Annotated in this window: 21 protein-coding genes; 10 read left to right on the forward strand and 11 right to left on the reverse strand. The window is 70.5% G+C overall.

What is annotated here, in order from left to right; translation table 11 throughout:
• Nucleotides 1-48: 48 nt before the first annotated feature.
• The 4 genes from ACZ7LU_RS13265 to ACZ7LU_RS13280 all read right to left on the reverse strand — a co-directional run bounded on the left by ACZ7LU_RS13265 (nt 49) and on the right by ACZ7LU_RS13280 (nt 4,945).
• Nucleotides 49-1,017: a hypothetical protein gene (locus tag ACZ7LU_RS13265; RefSeq protein ID WP_471916745.1), complete on the reverse strand. Its 969-nt coding sequence runs from the start codon at nt 1,015-1,017 to the stop codon at nt 49-51.
• 453 nt (nt 1,018-1,470) lie between these two features.
• Nucleotides 1,471-2,085, reverse strand: coding sequence for a GNAT family N-acetyltransferase (locus tag ACZ7LU_RS13270; RefSeq protein ID WP_468564184.1), 615 nt, complete (start codon nt 2,083-2,085; stop codon nt 1,471-1,473).
• A 196-nt stretch (nt 2,086-2,281) separates the two neighbouring features.
• Complete coding sequence (locus tag ACZ7LU_RS13275) at nt 2,282-3,436, reverse strand: family 2 encapsulin nanocompartment cargo protein polyprenyl transferase (RefSeq protein ID WP_471916746.1); 1,155 nt, start codon at nt 3,434-3,436, stop codon at nt 2,282-2,284.
• 102 nt (nt 3,437-3,538) lie between these two features.
• Nucleotides 3,539-4,945 carry a family 2B encapsulin nanocompartment shell protein gene (locus ACZ7LU_RS13280; protein WP_471916747.1) on the reverse strand — a complete coding sequence of 469 codons (1,407 nt, stop codon included), beginning with the start codon at nt 4,943-4,945 and terminating at the stop codon, nt 3,539-3,541.
• Between the two features lie 358 nt (nt 4,946-5,303).
• On the opposite strand from ACZ7LU_RS13280, the gene ACZ7LU_RS13285 reads away from it, so the two are divergent.
• The 3 genes from ACZ7LU_RS13285 (at nt 5,304) to ACZ7LU_RS13295 (ending at nt 7,333) form a co-directional block, all read left to right on the forward strand.
• Nucleotides 5,304-5,540 carry a hypothetical protein gene (locus ACZ7LU_RS13285; RefSeq protein ID WP_398301050.1) on the forward strand — a complete coding sequence of 79 codons (237 nt, stop codon included), beginning with the start codon at nt 5,304-5,306 and terminating at the stop codon, nt 5,538-5,540.
• Nucleotides 5,541-5,678: 138 nt separating this feature from the next.
• Complete coding sequence (locus tag ACZ7LU_RS13290) at nt 5,679-6,269, forward strand: N-acetylmuramoyl-L-alanine amidase (RefSeq protein WP_398301048.1); 591 nt, start codon at nt 5,679-5,681, stop codon at nt 6,267-6,269.
• Nucleotides 6,270-6,388: 119 nt separating this feature from the next.
• Complete coding sequence (locus tag ACZ7LU_RS13295; protein ID WP_471916748.1) at nt 6,389-7,333, forward strand: 1-aminocyclopropane-1-carboxylate deaminase/D-cysteine desulfhydrase; 945 nt, start codon at nt 6,389-6,391, stop codon at nt 7,331-7,333.
• 6 nt (nt 7,334-7,339) lie between these two features.
• On the opposite strand, the gene ACZ7LU_RS13300 is transcribed toward ACZ7LU_RS13295, so the two are convergent.
• A complete protein-coding gene (locus tag ACZ7LU_RS13300; protein ID WP_471916749.1) occupies nt 7,340-8,938 on the reverse strand; it encodes a Na+/H+ antiporter in 1,599 nt (532 codons plus the stop codon).
• Nucleotides 8,939-8,984: 46 nt separating this feature from the next.
• On the opposite strand from ACZ7LU_RS13300, the gene ACZ7LU_RS13305 reads away from it, so the two are divergent.
• The 3 genes from ACZ7LU_RS13305 (at nt 8,985) to ACZ7LU_RS13315 (ending at nt 10,934) form a co-directional block, all read left to right on the forward strand.
• Nucleotides 8,985-9,245, forward strand: coding sequence for a UBP-type zinc finger domain-containing protein (locus ACZ7LU_RS13305; protein ID WP_365358711.1), 261 nt, complete (start codon nt 8,985-8,987; stop codon nt 9,243-9,245).
• 247 nt (nt 9,246-9,492) lie between these two features.
• Nucleotides 9,493-9,906: an ATP-binding protein gene (locus ACZ7LU_RS13310; protein WP_030780840.1), complete on the forward strand. Its 414-nt coding sequence runs from the start codon at nt 9,493-9,495 to the stop codon at nt 9,904-9,906.
• Nucleotides 9,907-9,923: 17 nt separating this feature from the next.
• Nucleotides 9,924-10,934: an RNA polymerase sigma factor SigF gene (locus tag ACZ7LU_RS13315; protein WP_398301042.1), complete on the forward strand. Its 1,011-nt coding sequence runs from the start codon at nt 9,924-9,926 to the stop codon at nt 10,932-10,934.
• 52 nt (nt 10,935-10,986) lie between these two features.
• On the opposite strand, the gene ACZ7LU_RS13320 is transcribed toward ACZ7LU_RS13315, so the two are convergent.
• Nucleotides 10,987-11,445 (reverse strand): hypothetical protein, encoded by a 459-nt coding sequence (locus ACZ7LU_RS13320; RefSeq protein WP_468311280.1) that lies wholly within the window; start codon nt 11,443-11,445, stop codon nt 10,987-10,989.
• An 80-nt stretch (nt 11,446-11,525) separates the two neighbouring features.
• Between ACZ7LU_RS13320 and ACZ7LU_RS13325 the strand changes: the two genes are divergently transcribed.
• Both ACZ7LU_RS13325 and ACZ7LU_RS13330 read left to right on the forward strand, forming a co-directional pair.
• Nucleotides 11,526-12,494, forward strand: coding sequence for a diacylglycerol/lipid kinase family protein (locus ACZ7LU_RS13325; protein WP_398301038.1), 969 nt, complete (start codon nt 11,526-11,528; stop codon nt 12,492-12,494).
• 316 nt (nt 12,495-12,810) lie between these two features.
• A complete protein-coding gene (locus tag ACZ7LU_RS13330; RefSeq protein ID WP_016639615.1) occupies nt 12,811-13,068 on the forward strand; it encodes a WhiB family transcriptional regulator in 258 nt (85 codons plus the stop codon).
• Nucleotides 13,069-13,253: 185 nt separating this feature from the next.
• On the opposite strand, the gene ACZ7LU_RS13335 is transcribed toward ACZ7LU_RS13330, so the two are convergent.
• Together ACZ7LU_RS13335 and ACZ7LU_RS13340 are read right to left on the reverse strand one after the other, a co-directional pair.
• The gene (locus ACZ7LU_RS13335; RefSeq protein ID WP_398301450.1) at nt 13,254-14,720 is read right to left on the reverse strand and encodes a sensor histidine kinase; all 1,467 of its coding nucleotides are present in this window, start codon (nt 14,718-14,720) and stop codon (nt 13,254-13,256) included.
• A 335-nt stretch (nt 14,721-15,055) separates the two neighbouring features.
• Nucleotides 15,056-15,673 carry a TetR/AcrR family transcriptional regulator gene (locus ACZ7LU_RS13340; RefSeq protein WP_398301036.1) on the reverse strand — a complete coding sequence of 206 codons (618 nt, stop codon included), beginning with the start codon at nt 15,671-15,673 and terminating at the stop codon, nt 15,056-15,058.
• 106 nt (nt 15,674-15,779) lie between these two features.
• On the opposite strand from ACZ7LU_RS13340, the gene ACZ7LU_RS13345 reads away from it, so the two are divergent.
• Together ACZ7LU_RS13345 and nagB are read left to right on the forward strand one after the other, a co-directional pair.
• The gene (locus tag ACZ7LU_RS13345; protein ID WP_471916750.1) at nt 15,780-16,598 is read left to right on the forward strand and encodes an SDR family oxidoreductase; all 819 of its coding nucleotides are present in this window, start codon (nt 15,780-15,782) and stop codon (nt 16,596-16,598) included.
• 187 nt (nt 16,599-16,785) lie between these two features.
• Nucleotides 16,786-17,571 (forward strand): glucosamine-6-phosphate deaminase, encoded by a 786-nt coding sequence (gene nagB / locus ACZ7LU_RS13350; protein WP_398301032.1) that lies wholly within the window; start codon nt 16,786-16,788, stop codon nt 17,569-17,571.
• Between the two features lie 574 nt (nt 17,572-18,145).
• On the opposite strand, the gene ACZ7LU_RS13355 is transcribed toward nagB, so the two are convergent.
• From ACZ7LU_RS13355 to ACZ7LU_RS13365, 3 genes are read right to left on the reverse strand one after another with little or no spacing between them, the layout of a single operon-like run.
• Nucleotides 18,146-19,654 carry a glycoside hydrolase family 3 protein gene (locus tag ACZ7LU_RS13355; RefSeq protein WP_471916751.1) on the reverse strand — a complete coding sequence of 503 codons (1,509 nt, stop codon included), beginning with the start codon at nt 19,652-19,654 and terminating at the stop codon, nt 18,146-18,148.
• Between the two features lie 6 nt (nt 19,655-19,660).
• A complete protein-coding gene (locus ACZ7LU_RS13360) occupies nt 19,661-20,491 on the reverse strand; it encodes a carbohydrate ABC transporter permease (protein ID WP_398301028.1) in 831 nt (276 codons plus the stop codon).
• On the reverse strand, nt 20,488-21,477 hold the full coding sequence (locus tag ACZ7LU_RS13365) for a carbohydrate ABC transporter permease (RefSeq protein WP_471916752.1): 990 nt from the start codon (nt 21,475-21,477) through the stop codon (nt 20,488-20,490). The genes ACZ7LU_RS13360 and ACZ7LU_RS13365 overlap by 4 nt, the downstream gene beginning before the upstream one ends.
• Nucleotides 21,478-21,557 lie beyond the last annotated feature (80 nt).

A 21,557-nucleotide genomic window follows, 5' to 3' on the forward strand; every position in this document is an offset into this window, starting at 1 on the left:
ATACGCCGAGCCGTCGCCCAGCCCGACCGCCGCCCCGCCGCCCCGGCGTCACTTCTCGCCGAGCGCCGCGCGGACCTCGGCCCGTACCCGGTCCTGGTCCTTGCGCACGGCCTCGTACCGGGACCTGTTGCGGCGCAGGTCCTCGCGCTGCTTCTCGTTGCTCACGCTCCACCACACACCGGCGGTGTTCAGCTTCCGGTTGCACTCGACGTCGGCGACCGCCGTACCCAACTCCCGTTGCGAACGCCCGGTGTTGCCGTCCTCGCCCCCCTTCCACCACGCCTTGTCACCGAAAGCCTGCGCCGGGCTCCCGTACCGCTTGAAACCCTTGTCCTCGACACAGCGCGACCAGTCACGGAAGGCCTTGCGTACCCGGGCGTCTTTGGCGACGGCCTTGTCGATCTTCTCGATGCGCTGGGGCACATAACCCCAGAGACGCCCCGAATCGGCCACGCCCCTCGTGGTCTGCCGCGTCGCCTCCGCGGCGCAGCCTCCCTCCGGGACCTTCCGGCCGTTCACCGAGCGGCCGCCCTTCCCGGTGTCGGGTCCGTACAGCGCCTCGTACTCCCGCGACGTCAGGTCTCGCCCCGTCGGCTCCAGCTCCGCTTCCAGCGCCTTCGCACGGTCGGGGTCGAGGCCGTAGCCCCAGCGGCGGGCCTGGTCGAGGTCGAGCATCCCGTACGGGGACACCCGGACCAGCGTCGAGGTGAAGGACTCCGACATACGGGCCCCGCCCAGAGGGCCGAAGCCGGGATCGAGCGGGAAGTCGTCGAACCCCAAGGTCCGCATGCACTTCCGTTGCAGGCGACTGCGCGCCTGCCCCATGCGCTTGTCGTCCTTGCTGCTGAACTCGTAACGCTCCAGCGGGAGCGCGGGCACATCGTCCTCACTCTCCACGCGTGGCACTCCGGGCTCCCGCGCATACGCGGGCAGCGATCCGTCGTCCGTCCCCGCACCGGAGCCGCATCCCACCAACACGGCCGCCGCCAGGGCGAGCACACCCCACCGTTCCTTCATCGCACCCCGCCCCCCACCGGCACCTTCACCGAACCAACGGGGACCCTACCGCCACTGCCGCCACAGCCGATCACGCGGCCGTGCCGCCCTGGGGGGGGCTACTTGTTCTCGCCGTCGCCGGGCCCGGCCGGCCTTCTGCCGTACCGCGACCGGGAACGCCTCGCACTCGCGCGCCCACTCGCCCGGCCGCTCCCCCTGCCTCCCGGCCGAGCCGACTCCGCGTCCACCTCGTCGACACACGCCTCGCACTGCGCGTTGCGGCACGGCCCGGGGCCCCACACGGGGACGAACACCCCAAGCACCTTGCGCCGCCGGATCGCCGTACCCACCGGCCCTCCGCAGGCCGCGCACACCGGCTCGTCCTGCGGGGCGGGGCCGGGCCCTGGCCCTTCGCTGCCCATACCGCTCAGAGTATTCCGGTCAGGCCCGCCGGGGCAGCCCTTCGACCGCCCGCTAGACGGCCGCCTCCCCCGCCGTCCGCGGCTCACGCCACATGGGCCACATCCTGGGGCCGTCGGGCAGATCGAGCGTCGTCCCCATGAAGGCGAACCCGAGGCGCGCGTACAGGTCGCGGCTGCGGGTGTTGCTCGCCTCCAGGTAGGCGTGCAGGCCCTCGCGGTCGCACCGGTCGAGTACGGCGGTGACGAGTGCCGTGCCGAGCCCTTCGCCCTGCCGGTCCGGGTGTACGGCTATGAGGTGGAGGTATTCGTGCGCGCGGTCGGTCGGGTGGATCGCTTCGGTCAGCCTGCCGACGGTCTCGACGCGTTCGTTGTCGGCGTCGACGGCTTGGCGCAGCAGGGCCGGGCCGTCGTCATCGCCCTCGTGGTGCTCGCCCGCGGGAACGGACCACCACAAGGCCACGGCCGCGCCGTCCTCGGTGATGTCGACATATCCCTCGCCGAGCGCGAGGTCGAAGAAGGCGCCCATCAACGCACCATGGGTACGCAGCCGGTACTCCTCGCCGGGGAAGATCCAACTGCTCACCGGGTCCTGCATGAACGCCGCGTCGAGCAGCCGGACCACGTCCTCCCGGTCACCTTCTCCGGCCCTCCGGATCGCCACGCCCATAGCCCGCCCCTCACCGCTCGCCCGCATCCGACGGCGCGTCCACGCACTCTTCAACTACGAGCCGCCGACCGCCGGTTGCAGCGTAAGCGATCACCCCCACTCCCACAGAGAGCCCCCGCACACCCCTTCACTACGCATATCCCTTCACTCCGTACGCCGCTTCAGTGCGTACGCCCCTTCACCTACGCACGCCCCTTCAATGCGTACGCCGCGTCACGAACTCGGCGAGTGCCAGCAGACCCCCCGCCGACTCCGGGTCCGGAACCGCCCTGGCGAGCAGGACTATCGCGCGGGACATCCGGTCGGCCGCGTGCACCTGCGCCCAGTCGCGGCCGCCCGCGCTCTCCACGGCGCGGGCCGCGCACGCCGCGCTCTGTGGATCCCCCTCCGTCCCACCGGGCGGCCTCCGGTACAGCTCGGCCAGTTCGGCCGCGGCCGGCGTGCCCGACGCCAGGGCCGCGACGACCGGCAGGGACTTCTTGTGGACGGCGAGGTCGGCGCCCGCGGGTTTGCCGGTGCGCCCGGGATCGCCCCAGATCCCGATGACGTCGTCGATGAGCTGGAACGCGAGCCCCGCCTCCCGGCCGAACCCGTCGAGCGCGTCGATCTCCTCCCGCCCCACCCCCGCGTACACCGCCCCCAGCGCACAGGCACAGCCGAGCAACGCCCCCGTCTTCGCCTCGGCCATGGCGAGGCACTCGTCCAGCGTGACCTCGTCCGGGTCGCGGCGCTCCAGCTCGCAGTCCGCCTGCTGCCCCGCGCAGAGCTCCATGACGCAGGTGGCGAGGCGGGCGGCGGCCACCGCGGCCCCCGGGTGGGGGTCGTCGGCGAGCAGCCGCTGCGCCAGTGCCTGCATGGCGTCACCGGCGAGTATCGCGTCGGCGACGCCGAACACGGTCCAGGCGGTGGGCCGGTGCCTGCGCGTGGTATCGCGGTCCATCACGTCGTCGTGCAGGAGCGTGAAGTTGTGGACCAGCTCGACGGCGGCCGCCGCCCGCACGGCCAGTGCGGGCTCCCCGCCGAGCGCCCGCACCGCGGTGAGCACGAGGGCGGGCCTGATGGCCTTGCCCGCGTGCCCGGCGGCCGGTGTGCCGTCCGCGCGCTCCCACCCGAAGTGGTAGAGCGCGACCCGGCGCAACGACCCGGGCAGCGTGTCGATCGCCCTGCACAGCTCCGGATCGACGTGCGCCCGCGTCGACGCCAGGATCTCCACGGCCTCGCATCCGTCACCGGACTCGGGGTCGCTCCCCGGCACACCCACCGCGCCTGCCGCCGCACCCGCCGCCGCTGCCCCCGCCACCGCACCTGCGCCCGCCGTTGTGCCTGCCGGGTCCGTCGTCGTGTCCGTCATGGACTCACCCCGCGAAGGATGCGGACGGTGGCTGTTCCTCGGCCTGTGGGCGCGTACGGAGGGGGTGTACCCCGTGCCGCGCCCGGGGACACGGCCGCGGGGTCACGTCCAGCGGCCGATCTCGACGTTCTCCAGGACGCCGAGCGCGTCGGGCACGAGCACCGCGGCGGAGTAGTAGGTCGACACCAGGTAGGAGATGATCGCCTGCTCGCTGATGCCCATGAACCGTACGGACAGGCTCGGTTCGATCTCGTCCGGGATGCCGGTCTGGCGCAGACCGATGACGCCCTGCTCCTCCTCGCCCGTACGCATGCAGATGATGGAGGTGGTGCGGGCCTCGGTGACCGGGATCTTGTTGCACGGGAAGATCGGCACCCCGCGCCAGGTGGGGATCCTGTTGCCCGCCATGTCGATGGTCTCGGGGACGAGTCCGCGCTTGTTGAGCTCGCGGCCGAACGCGGCGATCGCGCGCGGGTGCGCGAGGAAGAGCTTGGACCCGCGCCTGCGGCTGAGCAGTTCATCCAGGTCGTCGGGGCTGGGCACGCCGTGGTGCGGCTGGATCCGCTGGTCGTACTCGCAGTTGTTCAGGAGGCCGAACTCGCGGTTGTTGATGAGCTCGTGCTCCTGGCGCTCCTTCAGTGCCTCGACGGTCAGCCGCAACTGCTGCTCGGTCTGGTTCATCGGCTGGTTGTAGAGGTCGGCCACGCGCGTGTGGACGCGGAGCACGGTCTGGGCGACGCTCAGCTCGTACTCACGCGGTGCCGATTCGTAGTCCACGAAGGTGCCCGGCAGCACGGCCTCGCCGACATGGCCGGCGGACAGGTCGATGGGCGCCTCACCGAACTTGTTGGTGCGCTGCGCCGGGATGGACCGCAGCCGCTGGATGTGGCCGCGGAGCGACTCGCTGCGCTCCGCTACCTGTTCGAGGTCCTGGCGGGGCAGGGTGAGGACGGTGCACGCGGTCACCGCACGCGCGGTGTACTCCCAGATGGTCTCGGGGTTGATGAGCGCCTGCTCGCCGAAGTAGGAGCCGTCGGCGAGCGTCTCGAGGACCGTGTCGTCGCCGTAGGGACCCGTGCCGACCTTCTCGACGCGGCCGTGCGCGAGCAGGAACACCTCGTCCGCCGGGCTGCCGAAGGACGTCAGGACCTCGCCCGCGGCGAACTCCCGCTGCTGGCAGCGCTGTGCCAGCTCCCCCAGCACGTCCTGGTCGTCGAAGTCCCGAAGCACCGGCAATTCACAGAGCTCCGCCGGGATGACCTGCACCTGGTCGCCCGTCTTCACGAACGTCACCCGGCCGTCACCGACCGAGTAGCTCAGCCTTCGGTTCACCCGGTACGTGCCGCCCTGCACCTGGACCCAGGGCAGCATCCGCAGCAGCCAGCGGGAGCTGATCTCCTGCATCTGCGGCGCGGATTTGGTGGTGGTGGCCAGATTCCGTGCGGCGGATGTGCAGAGACTCTGCTGCGGCTTCTCCGACTCGGTCCGGATCTCTTCGCCTACCGACATGGCTTTGCCCTCCCGAAATACCTGCGGTGATCTGGTGCCTGCGCTGATCTGATGCGGTGATCTGATGCCTGCGCTGATCTGATGCGGTGATCTGATGCCTGCGGTGATGTGCCCGCCCAAGCCTTCCAGCACGGAACGTGGCCGCGCCATTACACAAATGAGCGGGAATGGATCACGCCCCAGCGGGGCAGGAGGCGCGTTTCCACCCGTTCGGCGCAACTCGGGAGGTGTCGCACCGGGCAGCCTGATGGGCTCGGAGTCACAGGGAACTCCAAGATCCGCGACACCGTTGAACCCATGCGGAAGAGGCACTGCTCAACCCGTTCGCCCCGTCCGCACCAACCGGCAGGAGACAGCAATGGCAGGCTTCCTCGATCGCGCGAAAGAGCAGGCCCAGCGGGGCCTCACTCAGGGCAAGCAGAAGATCGACGAGGTCCAGGAGAAGCGGGCCGGCGACGCCCTCCTGAAGAAGCTCGGCGCCGCGTACTTCGCGGAGCGCCGGGGCACCGGCTCCTCGCAGGAAACCCAGCAGGCGCTGCAGGCCGTGGAGTCCCATGTCGCGACGCACGGGGACGGCTTCCTGCACGGCAACTGACCGGATCGGCTCGCACGGTGCCCGAACAGCCCTCGGATCGATTCCGAACAACTGGTCCGGGCACCGGAGTTCCGGTACAAGCAGGGCATACGAGACGGCCTGCGACCGGCGGCCGTCCCGCCTTGCAAAGGAGGGGTCATGGCCCCACCCATGTCCGCGGGCAGGTTCCTGGAGGCCCTGCGGGACGAAGGCGTGACCGTCGTCGAGGTCGGCGACTGGGAGCACCACAACCGCAACCACAAAGGCCCCTGGGGCCCCGTGCACGGTGTGGTGATCCACCACACCGTGACCTCGGGCAGCGAGCGCACGGTGGAGATCTGCCGCGACGGTTTCGCCTCGCTCCCCGGGCCGCTCTGCCACGGCGTCATCACCAAGGACGGCCGTGTCCACCTCGTCGGCTACGGCCGCGCCAACCACGCGGGCCTCGGCGACGACGACGTGCTCCGCGCGGTCATCGCCGAGAAGCGGCTGCCTCCGGACAACGAGGCGAACACCGACGGCAACCGCCACTTCTACGGCTTCGAGTGCGAGAACCTCGGAGACGGCGAGGACCCGTGGCCCGAGGCCCAGCTGGATGCCATCGAGAGGGCCTCGGCGGCGGTCTGCCGCGTCCACGGCTGGACGGAGCGCTCGGTGATCGGCCACCTGGAGTGGCAGCCGGGCAAGATCGACCCGCGCGGCTTCACGATGGACTCGATGCGGGCCCGCATCGAGGAGCGCCTGAAGTAACCCCGTAGGCGCCGCAGGCCCTGCACTCCCACGCAGGCCCCGGCGCCGAGGAACGCCCGGGGAGCCCCCTGCGAAGGGCTCCCCCTGTCGGACCCCGAGCCACGGGAGACAATGGCGGGGTGCGTCCCACCCCGCCCGTCGGCCTGCGCCCCCGGCTGCCGTCCCCGCTGCAGCCCATAGCGGACGACCGCTTCGCCCGTCGCGACGTCCAGCTGCTCCTCAAGCGGGACGACCTGATCCACCGTGACCTGCCGGGCAACAAGTACCGCAAGCTCGCCCTGAATCTGCGGGCCGCCGCCGACGCGGGCCACGACACTCTCCTCACCTTCGGCGGCGCCTACTCCAACCACCTGCGCGCCACCGCCGCGGCGGGCCGGCTCCTGGGCTTCGCCACGATCGGCGTCGTCCGCGGCGACGAACTCGCCGGGCGCCCCCTCAACCCGTCACTGACGCGCTGCGCGGCCGACGGCATGCGCCTGCACTTCGTCGACCGGAGCACGTACCGGCGGAAGGCCGAGCCGGAGACCCTGGCGGCGCTCCTTCGCGCGACGGGCGCCCCGGCCGCGTACGTGATCCCCGAGGGCGGAAGCAACACCCTCGCCGTGCGGGGCTGCACGGCTCTCGGGGAGGAGCTGCGCGAGCACACCGACGTGGCGGCCGTCGCGTGCGGCACCGGCGGCACCCTCGCGGGCCTTGCCGCCGGACTCGGCCCGGACCGGCGGGCCCTCGGCATACCGGTGCTCAAGGGCGGCTTCCTGGGCGACGACATAGCGACCCTGCAACGGCGGACGTTCGGCGAACCGACCGCCAACTGGCGCCTGGACGACCGCTTCCATTGGGGCGGTTACGCCCGCACCCCACCGGAGCTCATCGCCTTCGCCGAGGACTTCGAGGACCGGCACGGCCGCGAAATCGGCCTCTCCGTAGAACACCTTTACGTGGCGAAGCTCCTGTACGCCCTGACCGTCCTCTCCGAAGAGGGCGCCTTCCGGCCCGGCACGCGCCTCACCGCGGTGATCACCGGCACCCGCGAGGAGCCCGCCGCCGCGTCCGGCGCCGAGTAGGCCGCCTCACTCCTCGATCTCCCGGTGGGCGGCCGCCTCCTCCAGGTCCAGCTTGCGCAGCAGCGTCCGCATCATCTCGTCGTCGATGCGCCGCTCGTCCCGCATCTTCACGAAGACCTCGCGCTCCGCGGCGATCGCCTCGCGCGCCAGCCGGCGGTAGGTGTCGTCCGCGGACTCCCCCGTCACCGGGTTGGCCTGGCCCAGCCGCTCCCACACCGAGTTGCGGCGCCGCTCCAGGACGGTGCGCAGACGGTCCTGGAGGGGCTGTGGCAGGCCATTGCGCTCGTCCTGCATGAGTTCCTCCAGCCGTGCCTCCGCGGCCTCTGAGGCGGCGTTCTGCGCCTGCGCCTCGGCGAGCGTCTGCGCCTGCGCGTCACGGCCGGGCAGTTTCAGGACACGGATCAGCCAAGGCAGCGACAGGCCCTGCACGACGAGCGTTCCGATGACCGTGGTGAACGTAAGAAACAAGACAAGGTTGCGCGCCGGGAAGGGCTCCCCGTCCTCCATGGTGAGCGGGATGGAGAAGGCGATGGCGAGTGACACCACACCGCGCATCCCGGCCCAGCTGACGATCAGCGGCCGCCGCCAGTCCACGTCCCCCTCGCGCTCCCTGATCCGTGCCGAAAGGCCGCGCGGGAGGTACGTCGCCGGATACGACCACACGAAGCGCATCACCACGACGAAGACGAAGACCCCGACGGCGTACCAGACCGCCTGCGCCACGCTGTACTCGCCGAGCCCCCTGAGCACCACGGGCAGCTGCAGGCCGATGAGCGCGAACACCGCCGACTCCAGGATGAACGCGACGACCCTCCACACCGCGGCCTCCTGCAGCCGCGTCTCGAAGTCGACCTGCCAGGAGCGGTGGCCGAGGTAGAGGGCGACGACGACCACGGCGAGCACTCCGGAGGCGCCGACCTGCTCCGCGGCGGCGTACGCGACGAAGGGGATGAGCAGGGACAGCGTGTTCTGCAGCATCGTCTCCTTCAGGTGGGTGCGCAGCCAGTGGATCGGCACCATGAGGAGCAGCCCGACGCCGACCCCGCCGACCGCGGCCACCAGGAACTCCCGGACCCCGCCCGACCAGCTCGCGCCCTCGCCGACCGCCGCCGCGAGGGCCACCTTGTAGGCGGTGATCGCGGTCGCGTCGTTCACCAGGGACTCGCCCTGCAGGATCGTGGTGATCCGCGAGGGCAGCCCCACCCTCCGCGCGATGGCGGTCGCGGCGACCGCGTCCGGGGGCGCGATCACGGCGCCGAGGACGAGTGCGGCGGCCAGCGGCAGGTCGGGGACGAGCAGATAGGCGAGCCAGCCGACGGTGACCGTGGCGAACAGGACGTACCCGACGGAGAGCAGCGCGACGGGCCTGATGTTGGCGCGCAAGTCCAGATAGGAGCTCTCCAGGGCGGCCGTGTGCAGCAGGGGCGGCAGGATCAGCGGCAGCACGATGTGCGGATCGAGGTGGTAGTCGGGCACTCCGGGCACGTACGAGGCGATGAGCCCCACCCCGACCAGGAGCAGCGGTGCCGGCACCGGGGTCCTGCGCGCCGCCCCGGCCACCACGGCGCTCGCCGCGATCAGTCCCACCAGGGGCAATACATCCATCGGCAGACCCCTCCACCCTCCGTGTTCCCGTCGTAACCTGGCAATCATGAACGAGTGCCCGCACGTCGCAGCGCTACCGCACCCCGAGGTGTCCCCGCTGAGCGATACGTGTCTCGAGTGCCGGGCGGCCGGCAGCCACCCCGTCCAGTTGCGCCTGTGCCTGGAGTGCGGTCATGTCGGCTGCTGCGACTCGTCGCCCTTCCAGCACGCGACGGCGCACTTCAAGGAGACCTCACACCCTGTGATGAGGACCTTCGAGCCGGGGGAGAGCTGGCGCTGGTGCTTTGTGGACGGTTCGATCGTCTGACGCCTGGGTACGTCAACCCGGCGCTCGTTGTTTCCAATTGGGCTTGCGCGACCCCTAGCCACTGTCCGTACTCATAGGCTTACTATGAGTGACAGCATCAAGGCGGGGTCCCCGGGACACGGAGCTGGGGAGCGCGGTAGCGTCACCGCAGAACGACGTGGTGCGTTACCCGTGTGACGCAGTCCGGACCACCGCTGGGCGGCGGTCCCGGAACCCCGAAAGTGCTTGTACCACCTTGGAGGTGAGGGTGTCCCAGATCGCAGGCGAGCCCGGGAATCAGGACTTCGTGGAGGTCCGCCTTCCTGCTGCGGGTGCCTACCTGTCGGTGCTGCGGACGGCGACTGCCGGCCTCGCGGCGCGTTTGGACTTCACTCTCGACGAGATCGAGGACCTCCGCATCGCGGTCGACGAGGCCTGCGCGATCCTGCTCCAGCAGGCCGTGCCCGGCTCGGTGCTCAGCTGCGTCTTCCGGCTCGTCGACGACTCGTTGGAAGTGACGGTCTCGGCGCCCACGACCGACGGCCGGGCCCCGGAGCGGGACACCTTCGCCTGGACTGTGCTGTCGGCCCTCGCGGGCCAGGTGGACTCGACGGTCGCCGAGGACAACACCGTCTCGATCAGCCTCTACAAGAAGCGCGGCGCGGGACCCGGGCCGGCGTGAGGGACGGGGACGGGCCGGTGCGGGACGAAGAGCGCGGCACACAGGGTCTGCCCGCCGCCGGCAGGGAGGGGTTGCGCCGTATGACCACCGGAATCCCCGAGCAGCAGGCCAAACCGCACCCGGAGGAGCCGGACCAGCCGGGTCCGCTGAGGGTGGCCGATGTGTCGGAGCAGGCAGAGCCGACCGCCAAGGACGAGCTCAAGCAGCTCTCCGGCCGGGGCGGCGGGCGACGGGCGGGAAACATGAGCGAGCACCAGCACGGCCGGCACGATCCGCAGGACCGCAGCGGCGCACGCGCGATGTTCATCGAGCTGCGCACCCTGGACGGCGGAAGTCGGGAGTACGCGGAGCTGCGCAACCAGCTGGTCCGCATGCACCTGCCGCTCGTCGAGCACCTGGCGCGCCGCTTCCGCAACCGCGGCGAGCCCCTCGACGACCTCACCCAGGTCGCCACCATCGGCCTGATCAAGTCCGTGGACCGCTTCGACCCGGAGCGCGGCGTCGAGTTCTCCACGTACGCGACACCGACCGTCGTCGGCGAGATCAAGCGGCACTTCCGCGACAAGGGATGGGCTGTCCGCGTCCCGCGTCGCCTCCAGGAGCTGCGGCTCGCGCTGACGACGGCGACGGCCGAGCTGTCCCAGCTGCACGGCCGCTCCCCCACCGTGCACGAGCTGGCCGAGAAGCTGGCCATCTCCGAAGAGGAGGTCCTCGAGGGCCTGGAGTCGGCCAACGCCTACTCCACGCTGTCCCTGGACGTCCCCGACACGGACGACGAGTCGCCGGCCGTCGCGGACACCCTGGGCGCCGAGGACGAGGCCCTGGAGGGCGTCGAGTACCGCGAGTCGCTCAAGCCCCTCCTGGAGGACCTGCCCCCGCGCGAGAAGCGCATTCTGCTCCTGCGCTTCTTCGGCAACATGACGCAGTCGCAGATCGCGCAGGAGGTCGGCATCTCGCAGATGCACGTCTCCCGGCTGCTGGCGCGCACGCTCGCACAGTTGCGGGAGAAGCTCCTCGTCGAGGAGTAGTCACTCTCCGTAGAGTCGCTTTTTCCTGATCCCGAGCGTCAGTCCGAGCGTCTTACTTCTGATCCTGTACGTTGCCGGGGCCCTGGATGCCGAGGGCCTCGGTTGTCGCCGGGTTGATCAGGAAGACGAGTGAGGCGACGGCCGTGACCGCGAGGACGATGCCGGCCGGGATCGCCACGCTGTCGGCCTGCAGCATCTGCCACGACACCGGCAGCGCCATGATCTGGGTGATGATCGCGGGTCCGCGGCTCCACCGGCGCAGCTTCAGGAGCCCGCGCGCGGCGAGCAGCGGGAGCAGCGCGAGGACGATCAGCGTGATGCCGCCGGTCTCGGCCGACCGCGGATCGTCGGGTGATCCGGCGAGGCCCATCACGAGCATGTACACGCCCCCGGCGAGGAGGGCGACGCCCTCCAGTGCGACCAGGGCCGCGGCGGCGGTCACCCGCGCGGGCCGCTGGCCCGGCTCGGGCGACTCCGGGGCTTCGGGGGTGGATTTCCGCTCAGTACTCACTCCAGCAGGGTAGCTCCGGGCCCCTCCGCCCCGGCACCTCGGTCTAGGCCGTCTCAAGACCGCTAGGTAGTCTGCTTCGCATGCGTGCACTCCTCGTGGTCAACCCGGCGGCTACCACCACCAGTGCGCGTACGCGTGATGTGCTGGTGCACGCACTGGCGAGCGAGATGAAACTCGACGCGGTCACCACGGAGTACCGCGGCCACGCCAGGGACCTCGGCCGGCAGGCCGCGGAGAGCAAGGACGTCGAGCTGGTCGTCGCCCTCGGCGGGGACGGCACCGTCAACGAAGTCGTGAACGGCCTGCTGCACCACGGCCCCGACCCGGACCGCCTCCCCCGGCTGGCCGTCGTCCCCGGCGGCTCCACCAACGTCTTCGCGCGCGCCCTGGGACTGCCCAACGACGCCGTGGAGGCCACCGGCGCCCTGCTGGACGCCCTGCGCGAGGGCAGCGAGCGCACGGTGGGCCTCGGCATCGCGGGCGGCACACCGGGCACGGAGGACGAGGCCGTGCCGTCGCGCTGGTTCACGTTCTGTGCGGGTCTCGGCTTCGACGGTGGAGTGGTCGGCAGAGTCGAACAGCAGCGCGAGCTCGGGCGGCGCTCGACGCACGCCCTCTATGTGCGCCAGGTGCTCCGCCAGTTCATCGACGAGCCCCATCGCAGGCACGGAATGATCACCCTGGAGCGGCCCGGCGAGGACCCGGTGACGGACCTGGTGATGTCGATAGTCTGCAACACCTCTCCGTACTCCTACCTGGGCAATCGCCCTCTGTACGCGTCCCCGCAGGCCTCCTTCGACACGGGCTTGGACGTGCTCGGTCTGAAGAAGCTCTCGACGGCCGCGGTGGCCCGGTACGGCACCCAGCTGCTGACCTCGACACCCGAGCGCGGACCGCACGGTAAGCACGCGGTTACGCTCCACGACCTCACCGACTTCACCTTGCATTCGAAGGTGCCCCTGCCCCTCCAGATGGACGGTGACCACTTGGGGCTCCGGACGAGCGTGACGTTCACAGGCGTACGCCGTGCACTGCGTGTGATTGTGTGAGCAGAAGGGGCTAAAGTCCTTTCACTCGAACGTTTAGACCAGGGTCCACCCCATAGAAGTACGGCTGTGACCCAGTCGACACTGAGGAATCAAAAAAAACTTTCCTGAAGGGGTTGTATCCGCAGCCGAGGTTTGCGAATCTCTACATGGCGATCGGGACGGCCCGCAACATCGGCCCCACAGATCGCCAGAACCCCTCCTCCACCACAGGTCCACACCAGGTAACTGGGCGTCGGCCCTTCCCGTGCGGGGGGATTCGTGAAAGCGTTCACATTCACAAGCAACCCGCATGTAATACCAAGGAGAGGTAGCAGCCATGGACTGGCGTCACAACGCCGTTTGCCGCGAGGAAGACCCCGAGCTCTTCTTCCCCATCGGCAACACCGGTCCTGCGCTGCTGCAGATCGAGGAAGCCAAGGCCGTCTGCCGCCGCTGCCCCGTCATGGAGCAGTGCCTGCAGTGGGCGCTCGAGTCCGGCCAGGACTCCGGCGTCTGGGGTGGCCTCAGCGAGGACGAGCGCCGTGCAATGAAGCGCCGCGCCGCTCGCAACCGTGCACGCCAGGCCAGCGCCTGACGCCCACGCCCCCCACGAGCCTGAGCTTGGCGGCGCGTACAGCGAGTACGCAACTCCCGCCCCCGAGCCGCAGCCGCGCAGTACCCCCGATGCGCATCGCAACGTGAGCAGTGAGCCCCGGACCACACAGGTCCGGGGCTCACTGCTTTCTTCTGTGGGCGCGTCCTTCTTCTGTGGGCGCGTCGTTACTTGTCGCCGCGCACCGGAATGTCCAGGACGACCCGCGTGCCGCGCTCCGGGGCGCGGACCATGTCGAAGGTGCCGCCCAGCTCCCCCTCGACCAGGGTGCGGACGATCTGCAGGCCGAGATTGCCGGAGCGGTGCGGGTCGAAGCCCTCGGGCAGGCCGATGCCGTCGTCCTGGACGGTGATCAGCAGCCGCGCTTCCTTGCTGGTGCCACCCCGCACGGCGGACACCTCGACCGTGCCGGTGTCCCCCTCGCGGAAGCCGTGCTCCAGAGCGTTCTGCAAAATCTCCGTGAGCACCATCGACAGCGGCGTCGCGACCTCCGCGTCCAGGATGCCGAAGCGGCCGGTGCGCCGGCCCGCCACCTTGCCGGGCGAGATCTCGGCGACCATCGCGAGCACCCGGTCGGCGATCTCGTCGAACTCCACGCGCTCGTCGAGGTTCTGGGAGAGCGTCTCGTGGACGATCGCGATGGAGCCCACCCGGCGCACGGCCTCCTCCAGCGCCTCGCGGCCCTTGGCGGAGTCGATGCGGCGGGCCTGCAGCCGCAACAGCGCGGCGACCGTCTGAAGGTTGTTCTTCACCCGGTGGTGGATCTCCCGGATGGTCGCATCCTTGGTGATCAACTCGCGCTCGCGGCGGCGCAGTTCCGTGACGTCCCGCACGAGCACGAGCGAACCGATGCGGGGACCCTTGGGCTTGAGGGGGATCGCGCGCAGCTGGATCACTCCGTCGCCGCCCTCGATCTCGAACTCCCGCGGCGCCCACCCGCTCGCGAGCTTGGCAAGCGCCTCGTCCACCGGCCCGCGGGACGGGGCGAGTTCGGCCGTCGCCTTGCCCAAGTGGTGGCCGACGAGATCCGACGCGAGGCCGAGGCGGTGGTACGCGGAGAGCGCGTTCGGCGACGCGTACTGCACGACCCCCTCGGCGTCGAGCCGCAGCAGACCGTCACCCACGCGCGGGGAGGCGTCCATGTCGACCTGCTGCCCCTGGAAGGGGAACGACCCGGCGGCGATCATCTGCGCGAGATCGGACGCCGACTGGAGGTAGGTCAGCTCGAGCCGTGAAGGGGTGCGCACGGTCAGCAGGTTGGTGTTGCGGGCGATCACGCCCAGGACGCGCCCTTCCCTGCGTACGGGAATGGACTCGACCCGCACCGGCACCTCCTCGCGCCACTCCGGGTCGCCCTCGCGCACGATGCGGCCCTCGTCCAGGGCGGCGTCGAGGAGGGGCCGGCGGCCGCGCGGGACGAGGTGGCCGACCATGTCGTCCTGGTAGGAGGTGGGGCCGGTGTTGGGCCGCATCTGCGCCACGGAGACATAGCGGGTCCCGTCGCGCGTGGGAACCCAGAGGACCAGGTCGGCGAAGGAGAGGTCGGAGAGCAGCTGCCACTCCGAGACCAGCAGATGCAGCCACTCGAGGTCGGAGTCACCGAGGGCGGTGTGCTGGCGTACGAGGTCGTTCATGGAGGGCACGTGTGCGAGCGTACCTTTCGCGTCCGGTGGGCCCGCGCCTCGAAGCTCCGGCATACCCGCCGGGCTCCGGATGTGTCCGACAAGGGGCCTACGTGACGACCTCTGGTCGTACCCGACGAGCCGCGGCGCCAGGGTGGGACCCTCAACCCACCCACGGCACCGCAGCCCTTCAGGTGCATCGGCCGCCAGAATGTGCGGTCCTGAACAGCCGATCGTGAGGATCCGACGCGGTCAGGGCAGAGAGCGCCGGTTCCTCGATCCGCTCTCCTGTGCGGGAAGAGCGGAGGCTTTACCCACGCATTGTGGACTAGACCATTCTCTTATGTCTATGCGTCGACGGATGTTTGTTGGTGGTCCGGCCACGCCCGCATGGCGAGATCGGCCACCGCCTCCAGGTCCTCCCTGGTGGCGCCGTCCCTGGCCTGCTGCGACATCCCCTGGAAGACCGCCGCCGTGTAACGGGCGAGAGCCGCGGGGTCGGTGTGGTCCGGCAGCTCCCCCGCCGCGACGGCCGCGCGGATACGGGACTCGATGCCCGCCATGTTGGCGTTCCGCCGCTCGCGCAGGGTCTGCTCCACCTCCGGCGTCGTGCAGTTGGTGGCGGCGGTGATGACGAGGCAGCCGCGGGGGTGGCCCGGGTCGGTGAACTGAACCGCGGCCTCGTGCAGCAGCCGCGAGACGGCGGCGCGCGCGGTCGGCTCCTCGTCGAAGGCCCGGCCGCCGAAGGCGCCGTGCGTCGCTCCGTACCGCACGACGACCTCGTCGAAGAGCTTCCGCTTGTCGCCGAAGGCGGCATAGAGGCTGGGCGCCCCGATACCCATGACGCGCGTGAGGTCCGAGACCGACGTCGCCTCGTATCCGTTCTCCCAGAAAGTACGGACCGCCTGCTCCAGGGCCGTCTCGCGGTCGAAGGAGCGGGGGCGTCCGCGCTGTTTCGTCGCCATGGGGTGAATTGTATAGCGGGCACTAGAAAAAGCGACGGGGCGTGGGGTAGCGTTCTTTCTGTAGCGACCACTAGAGAAATCGCCGGAGAAAGAGGGGGCGCCTGACATGGGTGCGTTCGAGGGGACCGAGCAGGGGACCGAGCAGGGGACCGAGCACGGGGTCGAGCAGGGGAACCAGCGGGGCAGGCTCGCGGGGAAGACGGCCCTGGTCACCGGGGGCAGCCGGGGCATCGGGCGAGGCATCGCCGAGCGCCTCGGCCGGGACGGGGCACGGGTCGCCGTGCACTACGGCAGCAACGAAGTGGCGGCGAAGGAGACGGTGGCCGCGATCGAGGCGGCGGGCGGCTCCGCCTTCGCGTTCGGCACGGAGCTGGGCGTGCCCGGCGACGCCGAGGCGCTCTGGACGGAGTTCGACCGGCACGCGGACGGCCTGGACATCCTGGTGAACAACGCGGGCATCGGTCTCTACAGCCACGTGACCGAGGTCCAGGAGGCGGATTACGACCGCGTGTTCGCGGTCAACACCAAAGCGCTGTTCTTCATCGTCCAGAAGGGCCTCGACCGGCTGCGCGACGGCGGCCGGATCATCAACATCTCGTCGGGCGTCACGCGCATCGCCTTCCCGGTCACCGTGGCCTACTCGATGACGAAGGGCGCGGTGAATGTGCTGACGCACACCCTGGCGCAGGAGCTCGGCCCGCGAGGGATCACGGTCAACGCGGTGGCGCCCGGCATCATCCAGACGGAAATGATGGACGGCATCCCCGAGGCGCAGCGGGCGGAGATGGCGGGGTATTCGACCTTCGACCGCATAGGCCAGCCCGCCGATGTGGCGGACATCGTCTCCTTCGTGGCCTCGGACGACGCGCGCTGGATCACCGGTCAGTACATCGACGCGACGGGAGGTTCGCTGCTGGGCGTGTGACCGGGCGATTTCCGGCTCCGCGCACGGTTCGACGGGCGGAGCCGGGGCGGAGAGTCGAGCATGGATCGAAGAGCGGCGGAATCGGCTGTTCTGGCGATGCCGCACTGCTGTTCCAGCGGCGCAGCTCTGCTAGATTGGTCTATACCACCAGTACTTTCGAGCCCCTCTCCAGATCGGCAGGCCCAGCGTGGAAGTTGTCATCGTCCCGGACGCCACGGCAGGCGGCGAGCTCATCGCGGAGGCCATGGCCGCCCTGGTGCGCCGTAAGCCTGACGCCCTGCTCGGTGTCGCCACCGGCTCCACCCCGCTGCCCATCTACGAGGCGCTGGCCGCCAAGGTCGCGTCCGGTTCCGTGGACGCCTCGCGGGCGCGCATCTGTCAGCTCGACGAGTACGTGGGGCTGCCGCCCGGCCACCCCGAGTCGTACCGCTCCGTGGTGCTCCGCGAGGTCGTCGAGCCGCTCGGGCTGAGCGAGGCCTCCTTCATGGGGCCGGACGGCAGCGCCGAGGACGTGCAGGCGGCCTGCGTGGCGTACGACAAGGCGCTGGCCGAGGCCGGTGGTGTGGATCTCCAGCTGCTCGGGATCGGCACGGACGGGCACATCGGGTTCAACGAACCGTGCTCGTCGCTCGCCTCCCGGACGCGCATCAAGACGCTGACGGAGCAGACGCGGGTGGACAACGCGCGCTTCTTCGACGGGGACATAGACCAAGTCCCGCACCACGTCATCACCCAGGGGATCGGGACGATCCTGGAGGCCCGGCATCTGGTGCTGCTCGCCACGGGTGAGGGCAAGGCGGACGCGGTGGCCGCGACGGTGGAGGGGCCGGTCGCCTCGGTCGTGCCCGCCTCCGCGCTGCAGCTGCACCCGCACGCCACGATCGTGGTGGACGAGGCCGCCGCGTCGAAGCTGAAGCTGGCGGAGTACTTCCGGCACACGTACGCGAACAAGCCGGAGTGGCAGGGCCTGTAGAAACGACGGCGGCAACGCACGAAAAGGGGCGCCCCGTCGGGGGCGCCCCTTTCGCGTAGAGGGCGGACCGGCGCCGCGTACGGGCGGACCAGCTCCGCGTGCGGGCAGACCAGCCCCGCGTGCGGGCGGACCGGCTCCGCGTGCGGACAGGCCAGTCCCGCGTGCGGGCAGGCCGGCTCCGCGTACGAGCGGACCAGCCCCGCGTACGAGCGGACCAGCCCCGCCTGCGGACAGGCCGACTCCGCGTGCGGGCAGGCCGGCTCCGCGTACGAGCGGACCAGCCCCGCGTGCGGGCAGACCAGCCCCGCGTGCGGGCAGACCAGCTCCGCGTACGAGCGGACCAGCCCCGCCTGCGGACAGGCCGACTCCGCGTGCGGGCAGGCCGACTCCGCCTGCCGGAGAGACCGGCCCCGCCTGCGGACAAGCCGGCTCCGCGTGCGGACAGGCCAGCCCCGCCTGCGGGCAGACCAGCCCCGCCTGCGGACAGGCCGACTCCGCCTGCCGGAGAGACCGGCCCCGCCTGCGGACAAGCCAGCCCCGCCTACGGGCAGACCGGCCCCGCCTGCCGGGTGGGTCAGCCCGTGGTGATGGCCTCTGCCGCTGCCTCGCCGCACACCCGGGCCGCGCCGCGCGTCGCGATGTGGAGGGCGCCGATGGGGGCGGACTGGGGGACGCCCATCTCGACCACGACCGTGTCGGGTCGGGCCGTGACGAGGGTCCGCAGGGCCTCGGCCATCCAGGTGTGGCGGTGTGCGTCGCGGACGACGGCCACGATGCGGCGCTCGCCGGCCGCCGCGAGGGCCTCGCTGCCCGAGCCTTCGCCGGAGTAGGTGGCGGACTCGGTGCCGGGGAAGCGGCGCTCCAGTTCGGCGGTGACGCCCCAGGGGGTCTCGTTGCCGACGGCGATGTTGGGGAGCGGGGAGAAGGTGGCGACGTAGGGGGCCTCGGTGACCGGGGCCGCGTACGTCTCGCCGCGGGTGACCGTCAGCGCGCGGCGGGCCGCGACCAGGCCGATGCCGGTGTCGGGCGCGCCCCCCGAACGCTCGGCCGCGCCCGGCACCTTCGTCGACGCGGCCCAGCCCGCGAGCGCCCGCACGCGGTCGGCCGCGTCGGCGAGCCGCTCCTCGGACAGTTCGCCCGAGCGCACCGCCGCGACGAAGGCGTCCCGCAGCCGCAGCACGGTTCCCTCGTCGGAGGGGCCGCCGCCCGTGCAGATCGCGTCGGCACCCGCGGCGATGGCGAGGACGCAGCCGCGCTCGAAGCCGTACGTCCCCGCGATCGCCTGCATGTCCATGCCGTCGGTGACGATGAGGCCGTCGTAGCCGAGCTCCTCGCGGAGCAGGCCGGTCAGGATGCGGCGCGAGAGCGTGCCGGGGTTGTCCGGGTCCAGGGCCGGGGCCAGCACGTGGGCGCTCATCACGGCCCGGGTGCCGGCGGCGATGGCCGCGCGGAAGGGTGCGAGGTCGCGGGAGTTCAGCACGTCGCGGTCGACGTCGATGACCGGCACGGAGTGGTGCGAGTCGATCGCCGTGTCGCCGTGCCCCGGGAAGTGCTTGGCGGAGGTGGCGACGCCGGCCGACTGCAGGCCCTCGACGTAGGCGGCGGTGTGCCGGGCCACGAGGTCGGGGTCCGAGCCGAAGGAGCGTACGCCGATGACGGGGTTGTCGGGGTTGGCGTTGACGTCGGCCGACGGCGCCCAGTTGAGGTTGATGCCGCAGGCGGCGAGGCGCCGGCCGAGGTCGGCGGCGACCTCGCGGGTGAGCGTCGTGTCGTCGACGGCGCCGAGTGCGTGGTTGCCCGGGTAGGAGGAGCCGGTGCGCACTTCGAGGCGGGTGACGTCGCCGCTCTCCTCGTCGATGGCGATCAGGAGGTCGTCACGCTGGGCGCGCAGCTGCGCGGTGAGGGCGGCCACCTGTTCGGCGGTGCGTACGTTGCGGCCGAAGAGGCTGACGGAGGCGAGGCCTTCGTCGATCCGGCGGCGCAGCCAGTCCGGTGCGGCGGTGGTGCCGTCGAAGCCGGGCTGCAGGACGGCGAGGGCGTTGCGGGTGAGGGTGTCACCGGCGTGCGTCGTGAGTGTCGTCATCAGGCGTTATCCCTTCACTGCGCCGTCGGTCAGGCCGCTGACGGCCCTGCGCTGCAGGAAGACGAAGAGGATCAGGATCGGGATGGCGAAGAGGGAGGCCGCGGCCATGGTGGCGCCCCAGTCGTCGCCGAAGGCGGTCTGGAAGCTGGACAGCCACACCGGCAGGGTCTTGGCCTCGGCTTCCTTGTTGAGCACGAGGACCAGCGGGAACTCGTTCCAGGCGGTGATGAAGCCGAAGAGCGAGGTCGACATCAGGCCCGGCGCGAGCAGCGGCAGGATCACGCGGCGGAAGGCCTGCATGCGCGTGCAGCCGTCGACCATGGCGGACTCCTCCAGCTCCTTGGGCACGGCGGCGACGAAGCCGCGGAGCGTGAGGAGGGTGAAGGGCAGGATCATCACCATGTAGAACAGGGTCAGCGGGATCAGGCTGTTCAGCATGTCGGCGTCGCGCACGATCATGTAGATCGCGATGACCATGACTTCCCAGGGCGCCATCTGCGCCAGCATGAAGCCGATGATGAAGCCGCGCCGCCCCTTGAAGCGCATCCGGGCGAGGGCGAACGCCGCGGTCACGCCGATGATGAGCGAGAAGACGACCGCGAGGATCGTCACGATGAGGGAGTTGCCGACCATGGTCCAGAAGTGGTCGGCGTCCATCGCCGTCTTGAAGTGCTCGAGAGTGGCGTCGGTCGGGAACCAGACCGGGTCCTCGGCGATGATGTCGCCGGTCGGCTTGAAGGCCGTCGCGAACATCCAGTACACGGGGAAGACGCAGAGGATGAAGATGACGACTGCGGTCAGGTTGGGCCACAGGCGGCCCATCAGCGAGCGCTTCACAGCTCGTCCTCCTCTTGCTTGAGCACGATCCGCAGGTAGAACGACGTGATGGCCAGCAGGATGACGATGGTGAGCAGCGCGATCGCGGCACCCATGCCGAAGTGCTGGTTGCCCATGCCCTCGATGTAGGCGTAGACGGGGAGGATCTCGGTGAGCCGGTCGGGGCCGCCCTCGTTGATCGTGAAGACCTGCACGAACGCCTTGAAGACCCAGATGATCTCCAGGAACGTCGTGGCGTAGAGGAAGGGCCGCAGATACGGCAGCGTCACCTGGGTGAACTGTTTCCAGGCCCCCGCGCCGTCCAGCGCCGCGGCCTCGTACAGCTCCTTGGGGATGGTGGTCGTGGCGGCGTAGAGGTTGATCGCCACGAAGGGGATGGACATCCAGACGATCAGCAGCAGGACGACGAAGAAGGTCGAGTACTGCGTGGCCAGCCAGTCGTGGTCGGCCATCGACTCGAAGCCGATCTCGGCGAGCACCCAGTTGACGACGCCGAAGCGCTGCGCGAACAGCCACTGGTAGACCGTGCTCGCCGCGACGACGGGCATCGCCCAGGTGAGCACGAGGCCGAGCAGGAGGAACGTGCGCATCTTCCGGCCGAGGCGCGCGAGCAGCAGTCCCACCAGCGTGCCGAGCACCATGATCAGGACGACGTTGACGGCGGTGAAGACGACCGAGCGTCCCGCGACCCGCCAGAAGTCCTCGCCGGTGAGGACGTCCTTGTAGTTGTCGAATCCGTTCCACTCGGTCAAGTGCAGGATGAACTGCCGCATGTTGAGGTTCTGGAACGACAGGATCCCGTTGTTGACCAGCGGCCAGCCGAGCAGCAGCAGGGTGACGATGATCGCGGGGGCAAGAAGCAGATAGGGCGTCAGGCCGGCGAGACGCCCGGTCGCCTTGCGCGGGGCACCAGGCCGTGGCCCGCCTGCCGGTGTCTGCACCTCCGTCGGGCCGGAGGGCGGCCGTTCGGTCTTCTGCACGGTCATGCTCGCCATCTCTTTCGTGGGCATAGCGGTACGCAGAGGTATGCCGGGGGCGGCGAGGGCGTGTCACCCGCCGCCCCCGG

The sequence above is a fragment of the Streptomyces sp. NPDC039462 genome (assembly GCF_055639375.1).

Coding starts and splice junctions, on each gene's coding strand:
- ACZ7LU_RS13290 (WP_398301048.1), top strand. CDS start 5,679: ATGGCCCCACCCATGTCCGCGGGCAGGTTCCTGGAGGCCCTGCGGGAC.
- ACZ7LU_RS13340 (WP_398301036.1), bottom strand. CDS start 15,673: ATGGCGACGAAACAGCGCGGACGCCCCCGCTCCTTCGACCGCGAGACG.
- ACZ7LU_RS13275 (WP_471916746.1), bottom strand. CDS start 3,436: ATGACGGACACGACGACGGACCCGGCAGGCACAACGGCGGGCGCAGGT.
- ACZ7LU_RS13300 (WP_471916749.1), bottom strand. CDS start 8,938: ATGGATGTATTGCCCCTGGTGGGACTGATCGCGGCGAGCGCCGTGGTG.
- ACZ7LU_RS13285 (WP_398301050.1), top strand. CDS start 5,304: ATGGCAGGCTTCCTCGATCGCGCGAAAGAGCAGGCCCAGCGGGGCCTC.
- ACZ7LU_RS13345 (WP_471916750.1), top strand. CDS start 15,780: ATGGGTGCGTTCGAGGGGACCGAGCAGGGGACCGAGCAGGGGACCGAG.
- ACZ7LU_RS13355 (WP_471916751.1), bottom strand. CDS start 19,654: ATGACGACACTCACGACGCACGCCGGTGACACCCTCACCCGCAACGCC.
- ACZ7LU_RS13335 (WP_398301450.1), bottom strand. CDS start 14,720: ATGAACGACCTCGTACGCCAGCACACCGCCCTCGGTGACTCCGACCTC.
- ACZ7LU_RS13305 (WP_365358711.1), top strand. CDS start 8,985: ATGAACGAGTGCCCGCACGTCGCAGCGCTACCGCACCCCGAGGTGTCC.
- ACZ7LU_RS13330 (WP_016639615.1), top strand. CDS start 12,811: ATGGACTGGCGTCACAACGCCGTTTGCCGCGAGGAAGACCCCGAGCTC.
- ACZ7LU_RS13325 (WP_398301038.1), top strand. CDS start 11,526: ATGCGTGCACTCCTCGTGGTCAACCCGGCGGCTACCACCACCAGTGCG.
- ACZ7LU_RS13265 (WP_471916745.1), bottom strand. CDS start 1,017: ATGAAGGAACGGTGGGGTGTGCTCGCCCTGGCGGCGGCCGTGTTGGTG.
- ACZ7LU_RS13280 (WP_471916747.1), bottom strand. CDS start 4,945: ATGTCGGTAGGCGAAGAGATCCGGACCGAGTCGGAGAAGCCGCAGCAG.
- ACZ7LU_RS13270 (WP_468564184.1), bottom strand. CDS start 2,085: ATGGGCGTGGCGATCCGGAGGGCCGGAGAAGGTGACCGGGAGGACGTG.
- ACZ7LU_RS13365 (WP_471916752.1), bottom strand. CDS start 21,477: ATGACCGTGCAGAAGACCGAACGGCCGCCCTCCGGCCCGACGGAGGTG.